This is a genomic window from Streptomyces sp. NPDC001599, from assembly GCF_042893535.1.
Lineage (GTDB): Bacteria > Actinomycetota > Actinomycetes > Streptomycetales > Streptomycetaceae > Streptomyces.
In genome coordinates this window covers 109171-132093 of record NZ_JBIAVA010000017.1, presented here as the reverse complement: position 1 = coordinate 132093, position 22923 = coordinate 109171, and the positions used below count along the sequence as shown (strand labels likewise).

The following is a 22923-nucleotide window of genomic DNA, read 5'->3' as shown; positions in this document are numbered from 1 at the left end:
CAGTCCCGGTCACAGCAGTCCGACGGCCGTGTCCACCGCCTCTTCCACGCTGCCCCCGGCCGGGTAGAGCAGCGAGCGGCCGACGACCATGCCCTGCACGGTGGGCAGTCTCAGCGCCTTGCGCCAGCGTTCGTAGGCCGCGGTCTGGTCCGCCGGGGAGCCCCCTATGTCGCCGCCGAGCAGGACCGCGGGCAGCGTGGAGGTCTCCAGGACCTCGGCCATGTCGTCCGGGTTCCGGGTGACGGGCAGTTTCAGCCAGGTGTAGGCGGAGGTGCCGCCAAGGCCGGACGCGATGGCGATGGAGCGGGTCACGGCCTCGGCCGACAGGTCGTTGCGCACCCGCCCGTCGATCCGGCGGGAGATGAACGGCTCCACGAACAGCGGCAGTTCGCGGGCCGCCATGGCGTCCACCGCCCGGGCGCTCGCCTCCATCGTGGTCAGCGAGCCGGGGTCGTCGTAGTCGATGCGCAGCAGCAGCTTGCCCGCGTCGAAGCGCAGCCGGGCGATGTCCTCGGCGCGGTGGCCGGTGAAGCGGTCGTCCAGCTCGAAGGCGGCGCCCGCGAGGCCGCCGCGGTTCATCGAGCCCATGACGACCTTGTTCTCCAGCACGCCGAGCAGCAGCAGGTCCTCCAGCACGTCGGCGGTGGCCAGCACCCCGTCGACGCCGGGCCGGGACAGCGCGGTGCACAGGCGCTCCAGCAGGTCGGCCCGGTTGGCCATGGCGAGCCCGCGGTCGCCGACGCCGAGCGCGCCGCGCGCCGGGTGGTCGGCGGCCACGATCATCAGGCGGCCGGAGTCGCCGATCAGCGGGCGGCGTACCCGGCGGGCCGCGGCCTCGGCGATCGCCTCCGGGTGCCGGGCGCGGACCGCGGTGAGGTCCGGGATGCTGGAGATGCTGCGGGACAAGGCTTTGCTCCGTTCAGGGAGTGGCTCGCGCGAGGAGGTCGTCGACCTCCGCCTCGGTGGGCATCGCGGAGGAACAGGCGAGACGGGAGGCGACGAGGGCGCCGGCCGCGTTGGCGTACCGCATGATCCGCTCCAGCTCCCAGCCGGAGAGCAGACCGTGGCACAGGGAGCCGCCGAACGCGTCGCCCGCGCCGAGGCCGTTGACCACCTCGACCGGGACCGGCGGCACCTCGGCCGACCGGCCGTCGCGGTGCACGGCGAGGACGCCCTTCGGGCCCTGCTTGACGACGGCCAGCTCCACACCGGCCGCCAGCAGCGCCTCGGCGCAGGCGCGGGGTTCGCGCACGCCGGTGGCGATCTCGCACTCGTCCAGGTTGCCGACCGCGACGGTCGCGTGCGCGAGCGCCTCGGCGTAGTACGGGCGGGCCTGGTCCGGGTCGGCCCAGAACATGGGGCGCCAGTCCAGGTCGAAGACCGTGGTGCCGGACTTCGCGCGGTGGGCGAGGGCGGCCAGCGTCGCCGTACGGCTCGGTTCCTCGCTCAGTCCGGTGCCGGTCATCCAGAAGATCGAGGCCGCGCGGATCGCGTCCAGGTCCAGCTCCTCCGGGTGGATCTCCAGGTCCGGGGCCTTGGGGAGGCGGTAGAAGTAGAGCGGGAAGTCGTCCGGCGGGAAGATCTCGCAGAACGTCACCGGGGTCGGGTACGCGGCGACCGGCGTGACCCAGCGGTCGTCGACGCCGAACTCCTTCAGCGCGCCGTGCAGATAACCGCCGAAGGGATCGTCGCCCGTGCGGGTGATGACAGCCGTGGTGCGGCCGAGCCGGGCGGCCGCGACCGCGACGTTGGAGGCCGAACCGCCGAGAAACTTGCCGAAGGTCTCAACCTCCGCCAGGGGTACGCCCGTCTGCAGAGGATAGAGATCGACCCCGATGCGGCCCATCGTGATCAGATCGAAACGCGGGACTGACTCGGCCATGTGCGACGCTCCTTTGGCTGGGCGGGGGCCTGCCGCCTCCCAAGGTGTATGACTCCTGGACGACGCTGTCAATACTTTGTACTTACATTCGGACCTGTGAGTGAAATGATGTCTTGACAAAGTATTGACAGTGGGCGTCCCAAGGACTTGTATCCGGTCCCAGCGCAGCAACAGCCATTCTTCTCGGGTCTGGCACTCGGGTCTGGCACACGGCTCTCCCGTCGCACAGTCGCACAGTGAGGTGCAGGAAAAGATGGACCGCTCTTCGCACGCCCGCTCCCGCAGATTCGCCCCTGCCGTGGCCCTCGCCGCCGCCGCGGCCCTGACCCTCGCCGGCTGCTCCAGCAGCTCGGGCGGGAAGAAGGCCGACGAGGAGAGCGACTCGGGCGCCTCCGCGGGCAAGGCGAACACCCCGCGCATGACGGTCGCCCTGGTCACCCACCAGGCACCCGGCGACACCTTCTGGGACATCGTCCGCAAGGGCGCCCAGGCCGCCGCCGACAAGGACAACGTCAAGCTCGTCTACTCCGCCGACCCGAACGCGGGCAACCAGGCCAACCTGGTGCAGAACGCGATCGACCAGAAGGTCGACGGCATCGCCGTCACCCTTGCCAAGCCGGACGCCCTGCGCAGTGTCCTCGACAAGGCGGAGAAGGCCGGCATACCCGTGGTCGGGCTCAACTCCGGTCTGGCGGACTGGAAGAAGCTCGGCCTGATGGAGTTCTTCGGCCAGGACGAGGGCGTGGCCGGCGAGGCGCTCGGCAAGCGACTCAACGAGGACGGTGCCAAGAAGGCCGTCTGCGTCATCCACGAGCAGGGCAACGTCGGCCTGACCCAGCGCTGCGACGGTGTGAAGAAGACCTTCGAGGGGTCCATCGAGAACCTCTACGTCAACGGCACCGACATGCCCTCGGTGAAGTCGACCATCACCGCCAAGCTCAAGCAGGACGGCGGCATCGACCACCTCGTCACGCTCGGCGCCCCCTTCGCCATGACCGCCGTGCAGTCGGTGGACGAGTCCGGCAGCAAGGCCAAGGTCGCCACCTTCGACCTCAACAAGGAACTGACCGGCGCCATCGAGAAGGGCGACATCGAGTTCGCCGTCGACCAGCAGCCCTACCTCCAGGGCTACCTCGCGGTCGACGGCCTGTGGCTCTACAAGAACAACGGAAACTACAGCGGCGGCGGTGAGCAGCCGGTGCTGACCGGCCCGGCCTTCGTCGACAAGACCAACGTCAAGGCCGTCGCCGAGTTCGCCTCGAAGGGCACCCGGTGATGAGCATGGCCAGGCAGGCTGAGCCGGCGGTGACCACACCGCCGGCCCCCGGCCCCAAGCAAACCGACGGACGCACCCGTGAGCGCTCCGTGGCGCTGCGGGTGCTCGCCCGGCCCGAGGTCGGGGTCTTCCTCGGCGCCGTCGCCGTGTTCGTCTTCTTCCTGATCGCCGCGCCCACCCTCCGCGACGGCGGTTCCATGGCGACGGTGCTGTACCAGTCGTCCACCATCGGCATCATGGCGCTGCCCGTCGCCCTGCTGATGATCGGCGGCGAGTTCGACCTGTCCGCCGGTGTCGCCGTGGTCACCTCGGCGCTCACCGCGGGCATGCTCAGCTACCAGCTGACCATGAACGTCTGGATGGGCGTCGTCGTCGCCCTCGTGGCCTCGCTCGCCGTCGGCGCCTTCAACGGCTGGGTGCTGGTGAAGACCGGCCTGCCGAGCTTCCTGGTCACGCTGGCCACCTTCCTGGTCCTCCAGGGCGTCAACCTCGCCGTCACCAAGCTCGTCACCGGCAACGTCGCCACCGACGACATCAGCGACATGGACGGCTTCGACCAGGCCAAGGCCCTGTTCGCCTCGTCCTTCGACGTCGGCGGCGTCGAGGTGAAGATCACGGTGGTGTGGTGGCTGGTCTTCGCGGCCCTGGCCACCTGGGTCCTGCTGCGCACCAAGTACGGCAACTGGATCTTCGCCGTCGGCGGCAGCCAGGAGTCCGCCCGCGCGGTCGGCGTGCCGGTCACCTTCACCAAGATCACACTGTTCATGCTGGTCGGCTTCGGCGCCTGGTTCGTCGGCATGCACCAGCTGTTCTCCTTCAACACCGTGCAGTCCGGCGAGGGCGTCGGCCAGGAGCTGATCTACATCGCCGCGGCCGTCATCGGCGGCTGTCTGCTCACCGGCGGCTACGGCTCCGCCATCGGCCCCGTCTTCGGCGCCTTCATGTTCGGCATGGTGAACCAGGGCATCGTCTTCGCGGGCTGGAACCCCGACTGGTTCAAGGCCTTCCTCGGCGTGATGCTCCTGGGCGCCGTCCTCATCAACCTGTACGTCCGCCGCGCCGCGACCCGGAGGTGATCGGCATGACCAGCAAGAGCCCCGCAGCCCCCGGCACCCACGGCGCCGTCCTGGCCGACCCCGTACCCCAGCAGGACCGCCCGCTCGTCGAACTGCGCCGGGCCGGCAAGTCCTACGGCAACATCCGCGCCCTGCACGGCGTCGACCTCGCCGTGCACCCCGGCCGGGTGACCTGCGTGCTCGGTGACAACGGTGCCGGCAAGTCCACCCTCATCAAGATCATCTCCGGGCTGCACCAGCACACCGAGGGCGAGTTCCTCGTCGACGGCGACGCCGTGCGCTTCGGCACCCCGCGCGACGCGCTGGCCCGCGGCATCGCCACGGTCTACCAGGACCTCGCCACGATCCCGCTGATGCCGGTGTGGCGGAACTTCTTCCTCGGCTCCGAGATGACCAAGGGCCCCTGGCCCGTGCGCCGCCTCGACATCGCCCGCATGAAGCGGACCGCCGACGAGGAACTGCGCAACATGGGCATCGTCCTGGACGACCTCGAACAGCCCATCGGCACCCTCTCCGGCGGCCAGCGCCAGTGTGTCGCCATCGCCCGCGCCGTCTACTTCGGCGCCCGCGTCCTCATCCTGGACGAACCCACCGCCGCCCTCGGCGTCAAGCAGTCCGGCGTGGTCCTCAAGTACATCGCCGCCGCCCGCGAACGCGGACTCGGCGTCATCTTCATCACCCACAACCCCCACCACGCCTACATGGTCGGCGACCACTTCAGCGTGCTGCGCCTGGGAACCCTCGAACTGAGCGCCGCCCGCGCCGACATCACCCTCGAAGCGCTCACCAACCACATGGCGGGCGGCGCCGAACTGGCCGCCCTCAAGCACGAGCTGGCGCAGGTCGGCGGCGTCGACGTGGAGGCGCTCCCCGACGAGGCGGGCGCTGCGGCGAAGGCCGCCGCACCCGATACTGCCGACAGGACCGACGCCGCCGCATCCGACGCCTCCGCATCCGACGCGGCGGAGTCCGACGCCGCAGCGTCCGACAGCACCGCATCCGGCACCGCCGAAGGGAAGGCCTGAGCATGCCCTCTGCCCTCGACCGCATCCGCGTCGGCTCGGCCCCCGACTCCTGGGGCGTCTGGTTCCCCGACGACCCCCGGCAGGTGCCGTGGGAACGGTTCCTGGACGAGGTCACCGAGGCCGGCTACGACTGGATCGAGCTGGGCCCCTACGGCTACCTCCCCACCGACCCCGCCCGGCTCACCGACGAGGTCACCCGGCGCGGCCTCAAGGTCTCGGCGGGCACCATCTTCTGCGGACTGCACCGCGGCCCCTCCGAATGGGACGCCACCTGGGAACAGGTCGGCCGCGTCGCCGCCCTCACCAAGGCGATGGACGCGAAACACCTCGTGGTCATCCCGTCCTTCTGGCGCGACGACAAGACGGCCGAGATCCTCGAACCGCCGGAGCTGACCGTCGAGCAGTGGGGCCACCTCACCCGGGGCATGGAACGCCTGGGCCGCGAGGTGCGGGAGACCTACGGCCTGGACATCGTCGTCCACCCGCACGCCGACACCCACATCGACACCGAGGAGCACGTCGAGCGCTTCCTCGACGCCACCGACTCCGACCTGGTGAACCTCTGCCTGGACACCGGTCACTACGCCTACTGCGGCGGCGACAGCGTCAAGCTGATCGAGACCTACGGCGAGCGCATCGGCTACCTCCACCTCAAGCAGGTCGACCCGGACATCCTCGCCGGGGTGCGCGAGGGCGGGGTGCCGTTCGGCCCGGCCGTGCAGCGCGGCGTGATGTGCGAGCCGCCCGGCGGAGTGCCGGAGCTGGGCCCGGTACTCACGGCCGCCCAGGAACTCGGCGTGGACCTGTTCGCCATCGTCGAGCAGGACATGTACCCCTGCGAGCCGGACAAGCCGCTGCCCATCGCGGTGCGCACCCGGAAGTTCCTGCGCTCCTGCGGCGCCTGAGACCGGCCGCACCGGCGGGGGAGCGTCCCGCCGGTGCGCCGCTCGGCGGGCCGATGCCAGTGGTGCGCGCTAGCGTGCCCAGCACTGACACCTCGTCCCGTTCCGGGAGGCACCATGTCCTCGCGTCTCAACCCGTACCTCAGCTTCGACGGCGACGCCCGACAGGCGATGGAGTTCTACGAGCAGGTGTTCGGCGGCACCCTGGCGCTGAACACCTTCGGCTCGGCCGGCATGCCGGACCCCGCGTACACCGACAAGATCATGCACGGCATGCTGGAGACGCCGAGCGGCTTCACCCTGATGGGTGCCGACACCCCGCCCGGGATGCAGTACACGCCGGGGAACACCTTCGCGGTGAGTCTCAGCGGCGACGACGCGACCGAGCTGCGCGGCTACTGGGAGAAGCTGTCCGCCGGCGGTTCCGTCGCCGTGCCCCTGGAGAAGCAGATGTGGGGCGACGTCTTCGGCATGTGCACGGACCGGTTCGGCGTCACCTGGATGGTGAACATCAGCGAGCCGGCGGGCTGACCGGGCAGCCCGCCGGACCGTGCACCCGCCCCCAGCTCAGCCGCGCCGTACCTCCGCGATCGTCACCGGCCGGTGCTCGCGCAGCGACAGCGTGCACGCCTCGGCGATCCAGCCAGCCTCCAGCGCGTCCTCGACCGTGCAGGGCGAGGTGCGGGCACCGGCGACGACCTCGGTGAACGCGGTCAGCTCGGCGCGGTAGGCGGCGGTGAAACGGGCCATGAAGAAGTCGTGGGGAGTACCGGCGGGGAAGGTCACGCCCGGCTCCACCGAGCGCAGTGGCAGCCTGTCCTCCAGGCCGACGGCGATCGAGTCGTCGAAGCCGTGGATCTCCATCCGGACGTCGTAACCACGGGCGTTGTGACGGCTGTTGGAGACCATCGCGATGGTGCCGTCGTCCAGGGTGAGGACCGCGCCGGTGGTGTCCGCGTCGCCCGCCTCCCGGATGAAGTCGGCACCGCGGTTGCCGCCGACGGCGTACACCTCGCTCACCTCCCGGCCGGTCACCCAGCGGATCGAGTCGAAGTCGTGCACCGAGCAGTCCCGGAAGATGCCCCCGGAGGCGGCGACGTACGCGGCGGGCGGCGGCGCCGGGTCCAGCGTGGTCGACCGTACGGTGTGCAGCGGCCCCAGCTCACCGCTCCGCACGGCGGCCCGCGCTGCGGCGAACCCGGCGTCGAAGCGGCGCTGGTAGCCGATCTGGACCGGCACGTCACGGCCCGCGAGCGCCTTGAGCACCTCGACGCCCTCCGTCATGGTGCGGGCGACGGGCTTCTCGCAGAAGACGGGCACACCGGCCTCTACGGCGGCCAGGATCAGGTCCGGGTGGGCGTCGGTCGCCGCCGCGACCACCACACCGTCCACACCGGCGGCGAGCACCGCCTCGGGCGATCCGGCCACCTCGGCGCCGAACCGCTCGGCGGCGGCCTTCGCGGCGTCCGCGAACGGGTCGGCGACGACGAGGGAGTCGACGGCGTCGAGTCCGGCGAGGGTCTCGGCGTGGAAGGCGCCGATGCGGCCGAGGCCGAGGATTCCGATACGCATGTGCTGTGCTGCTCCTTGCTCGGGGTGTGGGGTGTCCGTGCCGGGGCCCGTGCCCCGTGCGCCCCCGTTCACCGGCTCTCTCGTCGCGCCCGGCCCGCCCGCAGTTGTGCGCGCAGCGCCTGTGGGGTCCACTCCTCGCGCAGCGCCCGCCGTACGAGGTCCGCCTGGGAGGGCGGGGCCAGGCCGTCGACCGGCGGGTCCCGGTCGAGGTTGGTCGGGAACGGGTACCCCTCCGCGCTCGCGGCGACCACCTGCTCCAGCCACCGCCCGTCCACGCCCTCGGCCTTCCGCCTCAGCAGCACCGGATAGACGGCGTCCACCACCGCCTCCCGGTCCACGCTCTCCATGGCCCGGCCGAACGCGGAGGAGATCTGCAGCAGGTTGGCCATGCGGCGGACGCCCGCGGAACGGTTGGTGCCCGCCGCGTGGAACAGCGCGGGGCTGAAGAAGACCGCGTCGCCCTTGGCCAGCGGCAACTGCACGTGACGCGCCTCGAAGTAGGCCCGGAACTCCGGCAGCCGCCACGCCAGGTAGCCGGGCTCGTACTTCTGGGAGTGCGGCAGGTACATCGTGGGCCCCGACTCCACGGGCATGTCGCAGTGCGCGACGGCGCCCTGGAGGGTGAGCACCGGGGACAGGCGGTGCACGTGCGCCGGGTACGCGGCGGCGGCCTCGCCCGAGAGGAAGCCCAGGTGGTAGTCGCGGTGCACGGTCTGGGCGGCGCCGCCCGGGTTGACCACGTTGATCTGGGAGGTGACCTGGTAGCCGGGGCCGAGCCAGGCGCGGGCGACCAGGGCCAGGGCGTCGTTGGCGTAGTAGTCGGCGAACGCCTCCGCATCGCGCAGGGCCGCCTTCTCCAGGGCGTTCCACACCCGGTCGTTGGCCCCCGGCGCGGCGAAGTGGTCACCGGCGGCGGTCCCCGAGGCGCGCTGCTCGGCGATCAGCGCGTCGAACACCGCGGTGGCCCGGTCGACCACGGCCGGGTCCGGGAAGGCGCCCGCGACGACGACGATGCCGGGACCGTCGGCGAGGGCGTGGACGAGCTCGGCGGCCGTCTCCGCGTCGTCGCGCAGCTGCCCGGCGTCGTACACGGGGACGTGCCGCTCCACGGCGGCGGCCCGCGGGTACGCGGCCGGGTCGGTCGGCTGCTCCACGAGCACGCGGAAGGCGTCGAGGTCGCAGTCGCCTGCGGACAGCCGGGAGCGGTGGGCGGGGACGGGCGCTGCGGGCATCGTCGTCCTTTCGCTGACAGGGGCGACGCGGTGCTGCCATTCTTGTCCTGACAAACGCGTCGAACAACCAGCAGGCGGCCATCAAAAACCCCTCAGGGCGCGCCGCGCGGACGAAGCCGAGGAGCCGGTCATGGGGCATCCCTTCCCGATCCGGGAGATCGCACGGCAGGCGGGCCTGAGCGAGGCCACCGTCGACCGGGTGCTCAACGGCCGCGGCGGCGTGCGCGAGAGCACCGCCTACGAGGTCCGACGGGCCATAGCCGACCTGGACCGCCAGCGCACCCAGGTCCGACTGGTCGGCCGCACGTTCATGTGCGACATCGTGATGCAGTCGCCGGAGCGCTTCTCCACCGCCGTGCGTGCGGCCCTGGAGGCCGAACTGCCCGCGCTGCACCCGGCCGTGGTGCGCTGCCGGTTCCACTTCCGCGAGACGGGCCCGGCCGGGGAGCTGACCGCGACCCTGGACCGGATCGCCCGGCGCGGCTCCCAGGGGGTGATCCTCAAGGCCCCGGACGTCCCCGAGGTGACCGCCGCCGTCGGCCGGCTGACCGCCGCGGGCGTCCCCGTCGTCACCCTGGCGACGGACCTGCCGGCCAGCCCCCGGGTGGCCTACGTCGGCATCGACGACCGGGCCGCGGGCGCGACCGCCGCCTACCTCATGGGCGAGTGGCTCGGCGAACGCCCCGGCAACGTCCTCACCAGCCTCAGCAGCGGCTTCTTCCGCAACGAGGAGGAACGCGAGATGGGCTTCCGCGGCGTCATGCGGGCCCGGCACCCCGGGCGGGCCCTCGTCGAGATCGCCGAGGGACAGGGCCTGGACGCCACCCAGTACGACCTGGTGCGGGCCGCGCTTGAACGCGATCCGCGGATCCGGGCGGTCTACTCGATGGGCGGCGGCAACATCGCCACCCTGCGCGCCTTCGAGGACCTCGGCCGCACCTGCGACGTGTTCGTCGCCCACGACCTCGACCAGGACAACACCCGGCTGCTGCGCGAACGGCGCCTGTCCGTCGTGCTCCACCACGACCTGCGCCAGGACCTGCGCGAGGCCTGCCGCCACGTGATGCGCGCCCACGGCGCCCTGCCTCCCGCCGGTCCGGCGCGGCCGTCGGCGATCCAGGTCGTCACCCCGCACAACATGCCGTCCGACACCGCGACCGTGTGACGCGCGCCGCCGCCCCCGGCGTGTGACGGGGCCGTCCGCGGGCTCGCTCCTACCGTCGCTGACCGGGTGTGAGTAGTTGCGGTACAGGAAGTGCCGTTGAGATTGATCATGGTCCGACTGGCGTCGGGGTGAGCGGGTCGTCCGGTCGCCGGATGCGGACTCGGCGGGGCGGGGGATGTCGTCGGCGTCCTGGCGGTCGGCGAAGTCGGCGTGTGCCTGGGCAACGGCCTCGGGGTACGCCTCCTGCTTCTCGTGCTCGGCGAGCGCGCGATGGATGCTCGCGACGCTGGGGGTCTGGCCCTTGCGTTTGCCGGTGGGGATGATCAGGTCGGGCTGGGTCTGCTCGACCGACTCGCCGTTCGCTCGGCGCCGCGGCACGGTGTGCAGCATGTCCTCGGTGATGACGGGCGGCCGGCCGCCGTGCTTGCCCTTGCGGGCCGCCGCGTCGAGCCCTTCGAGGGTCGACTCCCGGATGTTCTCCCGCTCGGTCTCCGCCGTAGCCGCGAAGAACCACCCGCCTTGGTCACTGAAGCCGGAGGAACCTGGGCCCGATACGCCTCCGGCGACCACACACGGTGACACCAGGCACGGCCTCAACGAGGAATACGCGACATCTCAACAAGCGAGCCCACCAGTCCCGAGGCGGGTCACTTGCGAAGTCGAGAACGGTACTCTCCCGGGGCCGTGCCTCGGACACGTCTGAAGGCACGGCTGAAAGCGTGCGGAGAGCCGTATCCGACCGCGCCGGAGATCGACTCGACCGGCTCATCGGTATCTCGGAGCCGGACGGACGCCAGGTCGATGCGCCACTGCGTCACGTACGCGCCCGGCGTCTGTCCGAGGGCGGACCGGAAACGCCTGGACAGCGTCGCCCGGGAGACGCTCGTCGCGGCGGCCAGGGTCTCCGTGGTCCAGGGGTGGCCCGGTTGGGCGTGGACACACGCGAGAGCGTCGCGCACGACCGGATCACGCATCGCTCCCAGCCATGAGCCGGACTGCTCCTGCGGATGGCGGGCAAGCCAGGCGCGTACGAACTGGACGAGCAGAAGGTCGACAATGCTGTTGATGGCGGCGGTGGTGCCGAACTGCGGCTGCGCGAGCTCAGCAGCGAGAAGTTCGACGGTCCTTCTGAGCTGCGCGTTCTCCCCGGCTGTGACGTGCATCGGCCGAGCGAAGGAGGTGAGCACCGGTGTGCGCACCTCCGGGTCCTGCTCGTAGTGCAGGATGATCACTTCCGTCTGCACCGGCGCCGAGCCCAGCCTCAGGGCTCGGCCATCGCCAAAAGCCCGGGCCGCCTCTTCACGGTCGCAGGAGCCCATCGTCACGCCGATGCCGCCGGCTATCCCGTGTGCGGTGCCCGGTGGCACCAGGACGGCGTCCCCGGCCTGCACCTGAAAAGGTTTCTCGCCCGTGACGTGGAGCCACATAGTGCCGCGGGACACCACGTGCAGTGCCGCTCCTGGATAGGAGTCCAGCCACAGGCCCCAGGTTCCCCCAGCCTTCAGCATGACCCCGAGCGCCCCACGCGCACCCGAAACACGCAAGACCTCCGCCAGTACATCCATGGGTCCATTCTCGTCCACCGCCGCGAGCCGCCCCCGGCGGGCGACGGTGCACGTGTCCTGGTCCACGGCGTCAGGCCACGTCAAGGATGACCTTTCCGTGCACCTTCCGCGCGAACAGCGCCTGGACGGCGTCACCCACCTCGTGCCAGTGGCCTCGCAGTCCGACCGGCGCCGAGAGCCTCCCGGCGGCCATGAGGCCCAGCAGGTCCGTCAGCTCCCCGCCGGTCGGTGTCATGTCGCCGTAGGTGGCGATGCTGCGGGGTTCGCCGAAGCCGAACAAGGCACCTGACGGGAACGTGGTCTCCTGTCCCGAGGAGTAACCGACCAGGTGGAGGGTGCCGCCCTCGGCGAGGGAACTCCACGCCTGGGCCACCAGTGGTCCGCCGACCGTGTCCAGGACGAGGTCGAACCGGTCCCCGGTCTCGGCCAGGTCGGTCAGGACCTTGTCGGCGCCGAGTTCGCGGAGTCCGGCGGCCCGCTCCGGCGAACCGACGAGTGCCGTCACCCGGGCGCCCGCCAGCGCTGCCAGTTGGACGGCGAAGTGCCCCACGCCCCCGCTGGCGCCGGTGATCAGCACGTTGCGCGCCAGCAGGGAACGCGTGCGCAGCACCCGCAATGGGGTGACCCCGGCGATCCCCAGCGCGGCGGCATCGGCCAGATCCACGCTCTTGGGGACGGTGCCGAGTGAGGCGGGACTGACTGCCACCCGCTCCGCCCACGCGTGGGGAGCCATTCCCACCGCGACGCGCGTACCTTCGGGCGGTCCCGAGCCGTCGGATGCGGCGCGCACCACGATGCCGGCCGCGTCGTGACCGTGCACAGCGCCGGCCGGCCACTGGTCCACGTAATTCAGCTCTCCGAAGTTGAGACCGATGTGCCGTATCTCCACCAGTGCCTCACCGGCGGACGGTACGGGCTCATCGACATCGGCGAACCGGACGGGTCCGGCCCCACTGTGATCGACCACAAGGGCGCGCATAGGGGATGTGTTTCCTTCTCTCGTGGGTACGCCTGAACACTCGGCGCTGCGGCAGATCGAGTGCGCAAATGCCGCACTGCCGTCTGCTTGAAACCCTACGCAGGTCCGGGACAGCGACCAGACCCGTGAGAATCAATCAGTTGACGATCTGTGTCAGTGCGACTCGCGGCGCGTCGAGCCCTGCACCCGTCCCCCGCTCTCGAATCTCTCGAACGAATCCACCCCCCCCGGTCGTTCCTGAGCTGGCCCGTTCTCTCTTTCCTTGATCACTATGGGTGTCGGCGTCCTGACGCGTTGTCAGTGCCTCCTGTCAGCATGGGTGGTTGTGCGGGGAGTCGCTGCGAGGGGGAGGCTTGTATGCCTTGGGTACGGTCGTATGTGCGTTCTGACGGGACACCGGTTCGCGGTCATTCGCGGTGGGCTCCGGGTGCCAAACGGGAAACGGTGATCCTCGGGGTGGTTGCTTTGGCCGTGGTCGGGCTGGGCAACAGCAACGTCTCGACGGGTGAGGGGGCTCCGCGGCCGCAGACCACGGTCCAGTACCCGATCCGGTTCGACCACGCCCCGGCTGCGCGGGCGCCACAGCCTCGTCCCACGGTGTCGTACCCGATCCGGTGGGAGCGGTGACCCGGCGGCGGTCGCCGGTGAGGCGGCGTACGAGGCGGTCCAGCCGGAGGCAGCAGCAGCGGGACGCACGGCTGATCGCCTTCGCCGTGGTGGCGGCGGCCGGTATCGGTCTGGTGGTGATGGTGGTCAACTGGCTGCTGGCGCACTGGTGGGTGCTGGTCGTGGTCCTGGTGCTCGCCGTGCTGGCGGGCGCCGGCTGGCTCTACAACCGGCGGCAGCGGGCCCAGTGGGAGGCGGTGCGGGCGCAGGGTCTGCGCTACGGACTGCCGCAGCTGGACGCGCTGCACCACACGCGGTTCGAGGACGCGATACGGGAGCTGATGCGGCGGGACGGCTGCCGGGACGCCGAGCGGGTCGGCGGCCGTGGGGACCTGGGGGCGGACGTCAAGGCCACGGACCCGTACGGGCGGCGCTGGGTGATCCAGTGCAAGCACCGCCGCGACGGTGCCCGGGGCTCGGCGGTGGGGACGCCGGATCTGCAGGTGCTCAACGGAACGGCCCGGCAGGTGCACGGCGCGGATGTTGCGGTGATCGTCACGAACGGACGGGTGACGGGGCCGGCGGTCACGTTCGCCAAGCAGCAGCGGCTGCACGTCGTCGACCGGCAGACGCTGGCCGTGTGGGCGTCCGGGTCACGTCCGTTGTGGGAGCTGTTGCGGGCGGTGCCGCCTCCGCGTCGCCCGTCGTCCCTGAGCTGAAAGGCGCGAGCCTTTTGGCCCGTCCTGGGCCTGTCGCGTGTGGCCTGTGGCCGGTGGTGGAGCAGGGGCTGGAGACTCTGTTCGAGCCCGGCGATGGACGGCGTCCTCTGCTTCCTGCTGTCCCTGGGCCGAGTGACCCGATCGAAGAGACCAGACAGGTCAACACCTCGCGTCCCGGAACGCGAGATACCGGCTGAAGGCCTCATGGCTGTCGGGAGTGAAGCGCCATGCCAGCAGGGCCGAGTGAAGCTCCGACTCCGTCAGCCAGCCATGCCAGGCGACCTCGTCGGAATCGGGGGTCACAGCATCCGGAATCACGGCTTCGTGCACGCCGAGCCAGTGGGGGCTCAGACCGCTCCGGTTGATGAACCGGAACAGCAAGCGCGGTAGGCCACGGACGCCCAGCTCTTCGGTCAGCTCCCGCCCGGCAGCCTGTTCATAGGATTCGCCGACAGCCACGGCGCCACCCACCATGACCTCATGGAGCCCGGGAAGCGCGACAGCTGCTCCGACCGCCTATGGACGAGGATCCGACCACGCTCATCACGACACACCGTCGAGGAGATCCGATGCAGCCAGCCCTCCCGGGTGGCCTGCCAACGGGTGGCCACCCCCAGCACACGATCCTGACAGTCGACATGCTCCACCAGTTCATCCACGGAGCACACCCTGGCAGACCCCACTGACAACGCCGTTTCTCGGCCAGCCGTTCCCGGAACGCGGCAACGCGCTGTACCCGCTGCTACGGCAGTACCTCCCCAAGGGCGCGGACCTCCGCACGTTCAGCCAGGCAGACCTGGACGCCATCGCACACGAGCTCAACCACCGCCCGCGCAAGACCCACGGCTACCGCACTCCGGCGGAGGTCTACGCTGACCTTCTGAACAGCAGTGATGCGCTGACCGCTTGAGCTCGCCGTCGTTTGAAGACGGGGATCCGACGCGTCCGGGTGGGGGCCCTGGTAGCACTCGCCGGAAGAACAACGCAGTGACGGACGTGGGCCTGCGTGCGGCCGCGTCAGGCGTAGCGATGGCGCGGTGCGTGCGGGTCGTCCCAGCGGTCGGCACGGGGGAGGCCGAGCAGACGTACGGCGTGCCGGAGTTCGGCGGGTGCGCCGGTGGCGCGGAGGCGTGCGGGGGCCTCGCGCACGAGCCAGGCGGCCAGTTCCGTTCGTGCGGCTTCCGCTTCCTCGTCCGGCCAGAACGCCGACGACTGCCAGGGGAGTGCGTCTTCCAAGAGGTCCCACTCCCACCGGTCGACGGTGTCGGTGAGGTGCTGGTCGGTGACCGGGTGGCGGAGGGCCTCCCAGACCGCCAGCCAGGGGCCGACAGTGGCGGATGCCTCGGCACACAGCGCGAAGAGCTCGGGGACGGGGACGGCGGGGTCCGGCGTGAGCAGGGTGTGGGCCCACCAGGCATACAGGAATTCCCGTACGGCTTCGCTCTGCGGCGCGGGCCACTGTTGCCAGTCGGCGCGGTGGAACGAGGCGCCGACGTTGTCGATGTCCCACGCGTAGGCGCCGAGGCCGCCGGTTAGTTCGCGGGCGAACTGCGGGAGGACACGGCGCAGCACGGCGCCGTGGTCATCCCAGTCGGGTGCGCTCCAGGTGCGGTGCAGGAGGTCGGGTTCGAGTTCCGTGTCGGGGAGCTTCAGCAGGGCGAGCTCCTCCGGGCTGCCCCAGTGGCAGTCGCACTGGACCTCGTCGGACCTGGCGGTCATCCCACGGAAGGTGACGTCCAGGTGGTCCAGTGCTCGGTCGAGCCGCGCGCGGGCGGCCGGGCCGGGTTCGGTCATGGTCAGTGGTGCCTCACCGGAACTCCGGGCCGCTCGGGCCCGAAGAGCGCGATTTTACCAGTACCGCGGATCAGGCGGGCCTGGAGCATCCAGACGGCCGGGTTGTCCAGGTCGGCAACCGCGACCGCTCGAAGGTGTGGACGGCAGCTCCCCGGCGCGTCGCCAAGGTCATCTTAGGCCGGGACATCGCGGCGACGACGGTGGTCTTCGGGCTGAGTATCCCGCTGGCCCTGGCGGTCGGTCCCGCGGCCATGTGGAGCTGGCTCGTACTGGTCCCGGTCCAGGGCCTGCTGGGCCGGTGGGCGACGCGGGCCCGCCGCCGGGGCGCCGTCACCCGGACACCGCGGGACTGACCCAGGTGCCGCTGTCCGCCGACCGCGACATGGCCTCCAGTACGGCCGCGCTGTACACGGCGTCCGGCAGGGTGGCGCCGTACGGGGTGCCCTCCGCGATCGAGCGCAGGAAGCGGTGGGCCTCCACCACCTTCAGGTCGTCGTAGCCCATGGCGTTCGCGGCGCCCGGCTGGAAGGCGGCGAACTCGCCGTGCCCGGGGCCGACGTACACGGTGCTCACGGGCTGGTCCTGGTACTCCGTGCCGCGGCTGACGCGCAGTTCGTTCATGCGGCGGAAGTCCCAGAACACCGCGCCCGTGGTGCCGTGCACCTCGAAGCCGTAGTTGTTCTGCTCGCCGACGGAGACCCGGCAGGCCTCCAGGACTCCGCGGGCGCCGGAGGCGAAGCGCAGCAGGCAGTTGACGTAGTCCTCGTTCTCGACCGGACCCAACTCGCCGCCCGCGGCCCGCGCGTGACCGGCGGTGGCGGCGGCCGGGCGGGCCCGCTCCGGCAGGAAGACCGCCGTGTCGGCGGTCAGCGACGCGATGTCGCCGAGCAGGAACCGGGCCAGGTCCGCGCCGTGCGAGGCCAGGTCGCCGAGCACCCCGCTGCCACCGCGCTCCCGCTCGTAGCGCCAGGTCAGCGCACCCTCCGGGTGGGCCGCGTAGTCGCTGAAGAGCCGGATGCGGGCATGGGTGACGGTGCCGATCTCCCCGGCGGCGATCAGGTCGCGGGCGGCCTCCACGGCGGGGGCGTTGCGGTAGTTGAAGCCGACCGCGCCCTGCACACCTGCCCCGGCCACCGCGTCGGCCACCGCCCGTGCGTCGTCGGCGGACAGGCCGACCGGCTTCTCCACCCAGATGTGCTTGCCCGCCCCGGCCATCGCGACGGCGATCTCGCGGTGCAGGAAGTTGGGGGCCGTGATGCTGACGGCGTGCACCTGCGGGTCCGCCGCCACCTCGCGCCAGTCGCGGGTCGTCGACGCGAACCCGAACTGTGCGGCGGCCTCCTCGGCCCGCCCCGGGACCTCCTCGGCGACCGTCACCAACTCGGGGCGCAGCGCCAGGTGCGGATAGTGGTGGCGGACCCGGGCGTACGCCTGGGTGTGCACCCGGCCCATCCAGCCGAAACCGACGACGGCGACACCGAGTGCCTCGACCATGAGAGCCCCTCTTCGAACCTGTCCGTGATCTGTCCGAGGCCACCCTGGGCGGGCGTCGGCATCCTGTCAACCTTTTGACAGGACAAAGCCTGGCCTCGATGGACCGAACAACGCGAACAACCAGGGGACAGGCCTGGGGCCTGAAGACCATCGCGTCCTTCCACACCCACGGCACGCCGCCGGGAGCCTGACGACTTCCCGACAGCTCTTTCTCCGCGGTCGCGGGCCTCTCGTCCATGGTCGTCACCGGTATCGCGGCCCAGCACAGGTCAGCGGTGGCTGAGCGGAGGGCACCGTTTTACCAGGGGCCGTCGTCCGGCTTCGGGTGCGCTCTGGCCGGTCGCGCCCGCGCGGGGGAGCCGCACGCTGTCACGTCCGCTCACCGCCCCCGCCGCGACAGCCACGCGGCGACCACCGCGCCGGACACGTTGTGCCAGACGGAGAAGACCGCCGCCGGCAACGCGGCCAGGGGGCTGAAGTGGGCCGTGGCCAGCGACGCGGCGAGGCCGGAGTTCTGCATGCCGACCTCGAAGGCCATGGCACGGCTGCCGGGCTCGCCCAGCCGCCCGAGGCGCCCCGCGCCGTAACCGAGGGCCAGACCGAGCCCGTTGTGCAGCACGACGGCGACGAACACCAGCCCCGCGGCCGACTTGATGGCGTCCGCACTGCCCGCCACGACGACCGCCACGATCACGGAGATCGTCAGCGCGGACAGCCAGGGCAGCGCCGGCAGCGCCCGCTGCACGTACCGCCCCGCGAGCAGCCGTACGACGACGCCGGCGAGGACCGGCAGCAGCACCGTCTTGAGGATGTCGGTGACCATGGACCCGGCGTCCACCGGCAGGTACTCGCCGGCCAGCAGCAGCGTCAGCGGCGGGGTGACCAGCGGGGCGACCAGGGTCGAGACGGTCGCGACGGAGACGGACAGGGCGACGTCGCCCCGGGCCAGGTAGGTCACCACGTTGGAGGCCGTACCGCTGGGCGCGCAGCCCACCAGGATGACGCCGGCGGCCAGCTGCGGCGGCAGGTCGAGCAGGTGGGCGATCGCCCAGCCGAGCCCCGGCATGATGACGTAGTGCGCGACGAGCCCGAGCGCCACCGCCCAGGGGCGCTTCACGACTCCGCGGAAGTCCTCCGGGGTCATGGTGATGCCCATGCAGAACATCACGACGCCCAGCAGGTAGGGCACCGCCTCGCTCCACCCGGTGAAACTCCCGGGGAGCAGCAGCCCGAGGGCGCCGGCCAGGAGGACGAGGACCGGGAAGACGGTCACGGCACGCCGGGCGGAGCGGTCGCCGGTGACGTCGTCACCGAGGTGTTCGTCGTGTTCGCTGTTTGCGGTTCTTTCGGTTCGCACCGTGCGAGGTAACGCCTGCCGGGTGGCGTGACGCAAAGGCGTCTCGCGATGTGATCATCCCATCTCATCCACCGTATGCAGGTACTCAACCGCTGGTCATCGTCGAACGGGGCATGGCCGGTCGCCGCCCCGCCGCGCGGATGGGGTAGGCTTGACCAGCGCGATCACGGCAAACGCGGATCGCGCACCGGGACGTGGCGCAGCTTGGTAGCGCACTTGACTGGGGGTCAAGGGGTCGCAGGTTCAAATCCTGTCGTCCCGACGGTGGTGAAGGGTCTTCGCGGGCGGAAGCTCGCGGGGGCCCTTTTGCCGTGGTGCCCCCTCCTCGCTGTTTCTTGGTGGGCGGACACCCTCTTGACGCCTCTTCGGCACCGGCCGACACTTCCCCAGTAATCCTAGTGATTAGGTAGGGAAACACCGGGGAGAACCATGACCGTCACACCGCTCGTCCCTGCCCCCGCCTTCCGCGGCCGGATCGGCCGCGACCCGCGCAGCGGCCACTACGCCGTGCCACGCCGCTATCGCCTCCACCTCTCACCCGGCCACGACGACTGTCTGGGCATCGCCGTCGTGCACCGCCTGCTCGGCCTGGACGAGATCTGTCCGGTGACCGTCCTGCCCCCGCGCCCCGACCGTCCCGACGGTGGATACGCCGCGCTGCGGCCGCTGTACGAGGCGAGCGCCCACCACTACCGTGGCCCGGCCGTCGCGCCGGTGCTCAGCGACGGCTGGTCGGGGCGGATCGTGAACACGCACGCGCGCGACATCATGCGCGACCTCGCCCGGGCCTTCACACCCGTCACCGGGCCGGTGCTCTATCCCCGCGGCGCGGAGGCGGAGATCGCCACCGTCGAGGAGCTGTGCGCCCGGGGCGCCGACCCCGCGGCGCTGCCCGGCGTGCTGGATCTGCTGGAGCGGCGACTGGCCGCGCACTCCCACGTGGTCGGCGACCGGCTGACCGCCGCCGACGTCGAGGTGTGGGCGGCACTCGTGCGACGCGACACCCCGCGGCACGCCGACGATCACCCCGCCCTGTGGTCCCACGTCCGGCGCCTGACCGCCCACCCGGCCTTCCGCCGCCACCTCGCGGGCCGTCCCGCCTGACGGGACGGGACATCAGGAAGTCGCCGTGTCCGCCGCCCCCCAGCGGCGGACACGGCGTGTGCCGCGGCGCGTCGCCCTCCCCCGAAGGCGGCGCGCCGCGGCCGGCCCCCGGCGCCGGTCTGTGGCCACGGCGCACGGGTGCTTGTGAGCCGCGCGGTCACCAGTACATGACCGCCGTCTCGCCCGCACCCCACGAGGAGTACAGGCGCACCCGGACGACATAGCGGCGGCCCTTGACGAGACGGGCCCTGATCGTGGCGTTGCGGGGGGTTCCCCCGTCGTCCTGTCCGGCGAAGTAGCGGGGCACACCGTCCCGCTCCTCGAAGACCACGACGACGGCGTCGCTGTCGCCGAAGGTGCCCACGGTGTACTCGCGGGTCTCCGGCGGATCCACGCGGAAGTCGGCCTGCTCGCCGGGCCCCAGACCCAGCGGCACCGAGCGGAACGGCACCAGCGGACCGGGCCGGCCGGTGGGCGGGTACCAGCGCAGGGCGAACTCCTTGTCGGCGGCGGAGAGCGTACCGGGCGGGCGCAGGCCGGAACGGTAGTGCTCGGGCTCCAGTATCAGACCCGAGGGGAACGGGTACTCCATGATCGATTGCGGGTCCCAGACCGGGCCGTTGGCCTCGTCGCCGTCGAGCTTGCGTAGGATGTTGTGGAAGGTCCGCTCCCGGCTCCAGTGGTTGGGCGGGCCCGCCAGCTCGGCGTAGACCGCCTCGTCGTCCCACAGGATGCCCGCGAACGGGCTCTGGTGCTCGTGCAGCATGCCGAGCGCGTGCCCGATCTGGTGCAGGGCCGTCGCCCGCTCGCCCGGTGCGGTCAGGTCCCAGCCGAAGTTCATCGTACGGTCGTTCAGACCGACCCGGAGCGCGTCCTTGCCCACCGCCGACCAGGACCCGTCACCGGGCTGGAAGCCGATGCGCAGCTCCGCCTCCGACCGGTCGCGGACCTCTTCGAGGCCGAGCCCGATGCCGAGGTCCCGCCACTCCCGGAAGCAGTCGCGCACCACGTCCCGCTGCTCCTCGGTCCCCACCCACGAACCCCGCCGCGGCCTGCCGGTGCCCGGCATCGGGACCACCGAGGCGTCGGTGTCGCCGCCGAGGAAGCAGTAGTGCAGCACGGTGGCGTTGACCCACATCCGCTGCCCGCCGACGAGCGCGGCGACGCGCTCGACGGCCAGCCCCGGCGGAAGCACCGGGGCGGGCTGCTGCGCGAGCGAGCAGTAGCGTGCGGTCATGGCCATCAGGGTGCCGTCCGGCCCGGCCCCGGCACCTGAGTCGGGGGGTACTCAAGTCACCCTGTATCAGGGATGAGTATGCCGACTCATGTTGCCGTGACGACTTCTCTGCGGGACGCGAAGAGGCTGGAGACCCCCTGGCCGTTCACCGGGCGGGCGGACGAACTGGAGCTGGTGCGCAGGTCCGTGGCGGCCGGACGGGGCGGCCTCGTGGTGACGGGCCCGGCGGGCGCGGGCAAGACCAGGCTGGTGACGGAGGCCGTGCGCGGCACCGACTGCGCCCGCGCCGCCGGGACGCCCGAGACCCGGGACATCCCCTTCGCCGCCTTCGCGCACCTGCTGCCCGAGGGGGTCACGCTGCACCGCGCGGTCCAACTCCTGTCCGGTGTACGGCTGCTGCTGGTCGACGACGCGCATCTGCTCGACGCCGCCTCCGCCGCCCTCGTGCACCAGCTCGCCGTGCACGGCCGCACCCGCCTCCTGGTCGTCGCCACCGACGGCACCTCCGTGCCGGACGCGGTCTCCCGGCTGTGGTCCGGTGAGCTGCTGCCGCGGCTCGCCCTGGAACCGCTGCCCCGCGAGGAGACCGACGAACTGCTCGCGGCCGGCGCGGACACCGCCCTGGAGCCGCTCACCGTCGACCGGCTGCACCGCCTGTGCCGGGGAGACCTGCGGCTGCTGCGCGAACTGCTGACCGCCGTCCGCGAGGGCGGCCTGCTCGTGCCGGTCCCGGACACGGACCAGTGGGCCTGGCGCGGACCGGTGCCGGTCACCCCGGCGGTCCGGGAGCGCGCCGCCCAGGTACTCGACCGCCCCCGCACCGAGGAGCGGGAGACGCTCGAACGCCTCGCCTTCGCCGAGCCCCTGCCCCTGGACCTGGACCTGGACGCCCTCGACGTGCGGATCCTGGAGAACCTGGAGGCCGAGGGCCTGGTCACCGTCGACGACCACGGTGCCACCCGTCTCGCGCACCCCCTGCACGGCCCGGTGCTGCGCGCCGCCGCGGGGCGACTGCGGACCCGGCGCCTGGCCGTCCGCACCCCGGACCGGACCGGCCCCGCCCTGGAGGCGGAGCGGGCCGCCCTCGCCCTGCGCATCGAGCGGGCCGACGTACGGCCGGCCGAGGCCCCCGTGGGGGAGTGGCTGGCCGCCGAGGGAGTGCCGCTGCCGGCCGCGTACGCGGCGTTGCGGGCCCGGTTCGCCCGGTTGGGCGGGCGGCTGCGCGACGCCGCGGCCTGGGCCCGCGAGGGCCTGCGTACCGACCGCGGCGATCCGGCCTGCCTCGGTGAACTCGCCCTGGCCGTCGCACAGTCGGGTGAGGGACGACCCGGCGGCGACGAGTCGGCCGACGGCGTCCCCTGGGCCGCCGCCGCTCGCGGCGACCTCGACGAGGCGGCCCGGAAGGCCGGCCGGGGCGACCCGTACGACGCCGTCCGGCTGGGCGCGCCCGAGCGGGCGGCGGGCCGTCTGACCGGCGTCTTCGCCGCGCACGCCGACGCCCTCGCGCGCGCGGACGGGCCCGCGCTCGACCGGGTCGCCGACGAGTTGGAGCGGCGCGGATTCCTGTTGTTCGCGGCCGAGGCGAGCGCCCAGGCGGTACCCGTCCACCGCGACCCGCGGGCCGCCCGCACCGCCCGGACCCGGGCCGCCGCCCTCGCCCGGCGCTGCCAGGGCGCCCGCACCCCCGCGCTGTCCGGCCTGGTGCTGGGCGAACTCACCGCCCGGCAGCGGCAGATCGTCACGCTCGCCGCCGCGGGCCTGAGCAACCGGCAGATCGCGGAGCGACTGACCCTCTCCGTCCGCACCGTGGGCAACCACCTCTACGGCGCCTACACCCGCCTCGGGGCGGGCGACCGCGGCGCCCTGCCCTGGCTCATGGAACTGCCCGAGTCCCAACCCGCCTGACCCGTCGGCCGGGCACCGGGGGGCGGGGCGGCG

The 22923-nt window shown here is 71.9% G+C and carries 20 protein-coding genes, 1 tRNA gene and 1 pseudogene; 11 read left to right on the top strand and 11 right to left on the bottom strand.

Annotation, left to right across the window (positions count from 1 at the left end; all coding sequences use genetic code 11):
• Positions 1–9 precede the first annotated feature (9 nt).
• Together ACFYZ3_RS32345 and iolC are read right to left on the bottom strand one after the other, a co-directional pair.
• On the bottom strand, positions 10–906 hold the full coding sequence (locus ACFYZ3_RS32345; RefSeq protein ID WP_388525207.1) for a deoxyribose-phosphate aldolase: 897 nt from the start codon (positions 904–906) through the stop codon (positions 10–12).
• 13 nt (positions 907–919) lie between these two features.
• On the bottom strand, positions 920–1882 hold the full coding sequence (gene iolC, locus ACFYZ3_RS32340; RefSeq protein WP_388525204.1) for a 5-dehydro-2-deoxygluconokinase: 963 nt from the start codon (positions 1880–1882) through the stop codon (positions 920–922).
• A gap of 253 nt (positions 1883–2135) precedes the next feature.
• Between iolC and ACFYZ3_RS32335 the strand changes: the two genes are divergently transcribed.
• From ACFYZ3_RS32335 to ACFYZ3_RS32315, 5 genes are all read left to right on the top strand, one after another.
• Positions 2136–3158 (top strand): sugar ABC transporter substrate-binding protein, encoded by a 1023-nt coding sequence (locus tag ACFYZ3_RS32335; protein WP_388525202.1) that lies wholly within the window; start codon positions 2136–2138, stop codon positions 3156–3158.
• Positions 3158–4234 carry an ABC transporter permease gene (locus ACFYZ3_RS32330; protein WP_388525199.1) on the top strand — a complete coding sequence of 359 codons (1077 nt, stop codon included), beginning with the start codon at positions 3158–3160 and terminating at the stop codon, positions 4232–4234. Before ACFYZ3_RS32335 ends, ACFYZ3_RS32330 begins: the two co-directional genes overlap by 1 nt.
• A 5-nt stretch (positions 4235–4239) precedes the next feature.
• The gene (locus ACFYZ3_RS32325; protein ID WP_388525196.1) at positions 4240–5259 is read left to right on the top strand and encodes an ATP-binding cassette domain-containing protein; all 1020 of its coding nucleotides are present in this window, start codon (positions 4240–4242) and stop codon (positions 5257–5259) included.
• A gap of 2 nt (positions 5260–5261) precedes the next feature.
• Positions 5262–6164 (top strand): sugar phosphate isomerase/epimerase family protein, encoded by a 903-nt coding sequence (locus tag ACFYZ3_RS32320; RefSeq protein ID WP_388525193.1) that lies wholly within the window; start codon positions 5262–5264, stop codon positions 6162–6164.
• A gap of 114 nt (positions 6165–6278) precedes the next feature.
• The gene (locus ACFYZ3_RS32315; protein ID WP_388525191.1) at positions 6279–6692 is read left to right on the top strand and encodes a VOC family protein; all 414 of its coding nucleotides are present in this window, start codon (positions 6279–6281) and stop codon (positions 6690–6692) included.
• 36 nt (positions 6693–6728) lie between these two features.
• On the opposite strand, the gene ACFYZ3_RS32310 is transcribed toward ACFYZ3_RS32315, so the two are convergent.
• Both ACFYZ3_RS32310 and ACFYZ3_RS32305 read right to left on the bottom strand, forming a co-directional pair.
• Positions 6729–7733 (bottom strand): Gfo/Idh/MocA family oxidoreductase, encoded by a 1005-nt coding sequence (locus tag ACFYZ3_RS32310; RefSeq protein ID WP_388525188.1) that lies wholly within the window; start codon positions 7731–7733, stop codon positions 6729–6731.
• Positions 7734–7801: 68 nt separating this feature from the next.
• Positions 7802–8965 carry a phytanoyl-CoA dioxygenase family protein gene (locus ACFYZ3_RS32305; protein WP_388525185.1) on the bottom strand — a complete coding sequence of 388 codons (1164 nt, stop codon included), beginning with the start codon at positions 8963–8965 and terminating at the stop codon, positions 7802–7804.
• A gap of 130 nt (positions 8966–9095) precedes the next feature.
• On the opposite strand from ACFYZ3_RS32305, the gene ACFYZ3_RS32300 reads away from it, so the two are divergent.
• Positions 9096–10130 carry a LacI family DNA-binding transcriptional regulator gene (locus ACFYZ3_RS32300; protein ID WP_388525182.1) on the top strand — a complete coding sequence of 345 codons (1035 nt, stop codon included), beginning with the start codon at positions 9096–9098 and terminating at the stop codon, positions 10128–10130.
• A 647-nt stretch (positions 10131–10777) separates the two neighbouring features.
• On the opposite strand, the gene ACFYZ3_RS32295 is transcribed toward ACFYZ3_RS32300, so the two are convergent.
• Entirely contained in the window at positions 10778–11695 is a 918-nt protein-coding gene (locus tag ACFYZ3_RS32295; RefSeq protein WP_388525179.1) for a cupin domain-containing protein, read from the bottom strand.
• 70 nt (positions 11696–11765) lie between these two features.
• Positions 11766–12674 (bottom strand): zinc-binding dehydrogenase, encoded by a 909-nt coding sequence (locus ACFYZ3_RS32290; RefSeq protein ID WP_388525177.1) that lies wholly within the window; start codon positions 12672–12674, stop codon positions 11766–11768.
• A 644-nt stretch (positions 12675–13318) separates the two neighbouring features.
• Between ACFYZ3_RS32290 and ACFYZ3_RS32285 the strand changes: the two genes are divergently transcribed.
• Positions 13319–13999 carry a restriction endonuclease gene (locus ACFYZ3_RS32285; RefSeq protein ID WP_388525174.1) on the top strand — a complete coding sequence of 227 codons (681 nt, stop codon included), beginning with the start codon at positions 13319–13321 and terminating at the stop codon, positions 13997–13999.
• A 159-nt stretch (positions 14000–14158) separates the two neighbouring features.
• Here ACFYZ3_RS32285 and ACFYZ3_RS32280 read toward each other — a convergent pair.
• Together ACFYZ3_RS32280 and ACFYZ3_RS32275 are read right to left on the bottom strand one after the other, a co-directional pair.
• A pseudogene (locus tag ACFYZ3_RS32280) lies at positions 14159–14658 on the bottom strand (NUDIX hydrolase).
• A 358-nt stretch (positions 14659–15016) separates the two neighbouring features.
• Positions 15017–15793 (bottom strand): hypothetical protein, encoded by a 777-nt coding sequence (locus ACFYZ3_RS32275; RefSeq protein ID WP_388525171.1) that lies wholly within the window; start codon positions 15791–15793, stop codon positions 15017–15019.
• 134 nt (positions 15794–15927) lie between these two features.
• On the opposite strand from ACFYZ3_RS32275, the gene ACFYZ3_RS32270 reads away from it, so the two are divergent.
• Positions 15928–16146: a hypothetical protein gene (locus ACFYZ3_RS32270; protein WP_388525168.1), complete on the top strand. Its 219-nt coding sequence runs from the start codon at positions 15928–15930 to the stop codon at positions 16144–16146.
• Here the strand turns inward: ACFYZ3_RS32270 and ACFYZ3_RS32265 are convergent.
• Both ACFYZ3_RS32265 and ACFYZ3_RS32260 read right to left on the bottom strand, forming a co-directional pair.
• Positions 16124–17287 carry a Gfo/Idh/MocA family protein gene (locus ACFYZ3_RS32265; protein WP_388525165.1) on the bottom strand — a complete coding sequence of 388 codons (1164 nt, stop codon included), beginning with the start codon at positions 17285–17287 and terminating at the stop codon, positions 16124–16126. The genes ACFYZ3_RS32270 and ACFYZ3_RS32265 overlap by 23 nt on opposite strands.
• Positions 17288–17666: 379 nt before the next feature.
• The gene (locus ACFYZ3_RS32260; RefSeq protein WP_388525162.1) at positions 17667–18644 is read right to left on the bottom strand and encodes a bile acid:sodium symporter family protein; all 978 of its coding nucleotides are present in this window, start codon (positions 18642–18644) and stop codon (positions 17667–17669) included.
• A 188-nt stretch (positions 18645–18832) separates the two neighbouring features.
• Here ACFYZ3_RS32260 and ACFYZ3_RS32255 point away from each other — a divergent pair.
• Positions 18833–18906 (top strand) — tRNA-Pro (locus ACFYZ3_RS32255).
• Positions 18907–19073: 167 nt separating this feature from the next.
• Positions 19074–19748 (top strand): glutathione S-transferase C-terminal domain-containing protein, encoded by a 675-nt coding sequence (locus ACFYZ3_RS32250; RefSeq protein WP_388525159.1) that lies wholly within the window; start codon positions 19074–19076, stop codon positions 19746–19748.
• 157 nt (positions 19749–19905) lie between these two features.
• Here ACFYZ3_RS32250 and ACFYZ3_RS32245 read toward each other — a convergent pair whose 3' ends face one another.
• A complete protein-coding gene (locus ACFYZ3_RS32245; protein ID WP_388525156.1) occupies positions 19906–20985 on the bottom strand; it encodes a hypothetical protein in 1080 nt (359 codons plus the stop codon).
• A gap of 72 nt (positions 20986–21057) precedes the next feature.
• Here ACFYZ3_RS32245 and ACFYZ3_RS32240 point away from each other — a divergent pair, with 72 nt between their 5' ends.
• Entirely contained in the window at positions 21058–22890 is a 1833-nt protein-coding gene (locus ACFYZ3_RS32240; RefSeq protein WP_388525153.1) for a LuxR C-terminal-related transcriptional regulator, read from the top strand.
• Positions 22891–22923: the final 33 nt, after the last annotated feature.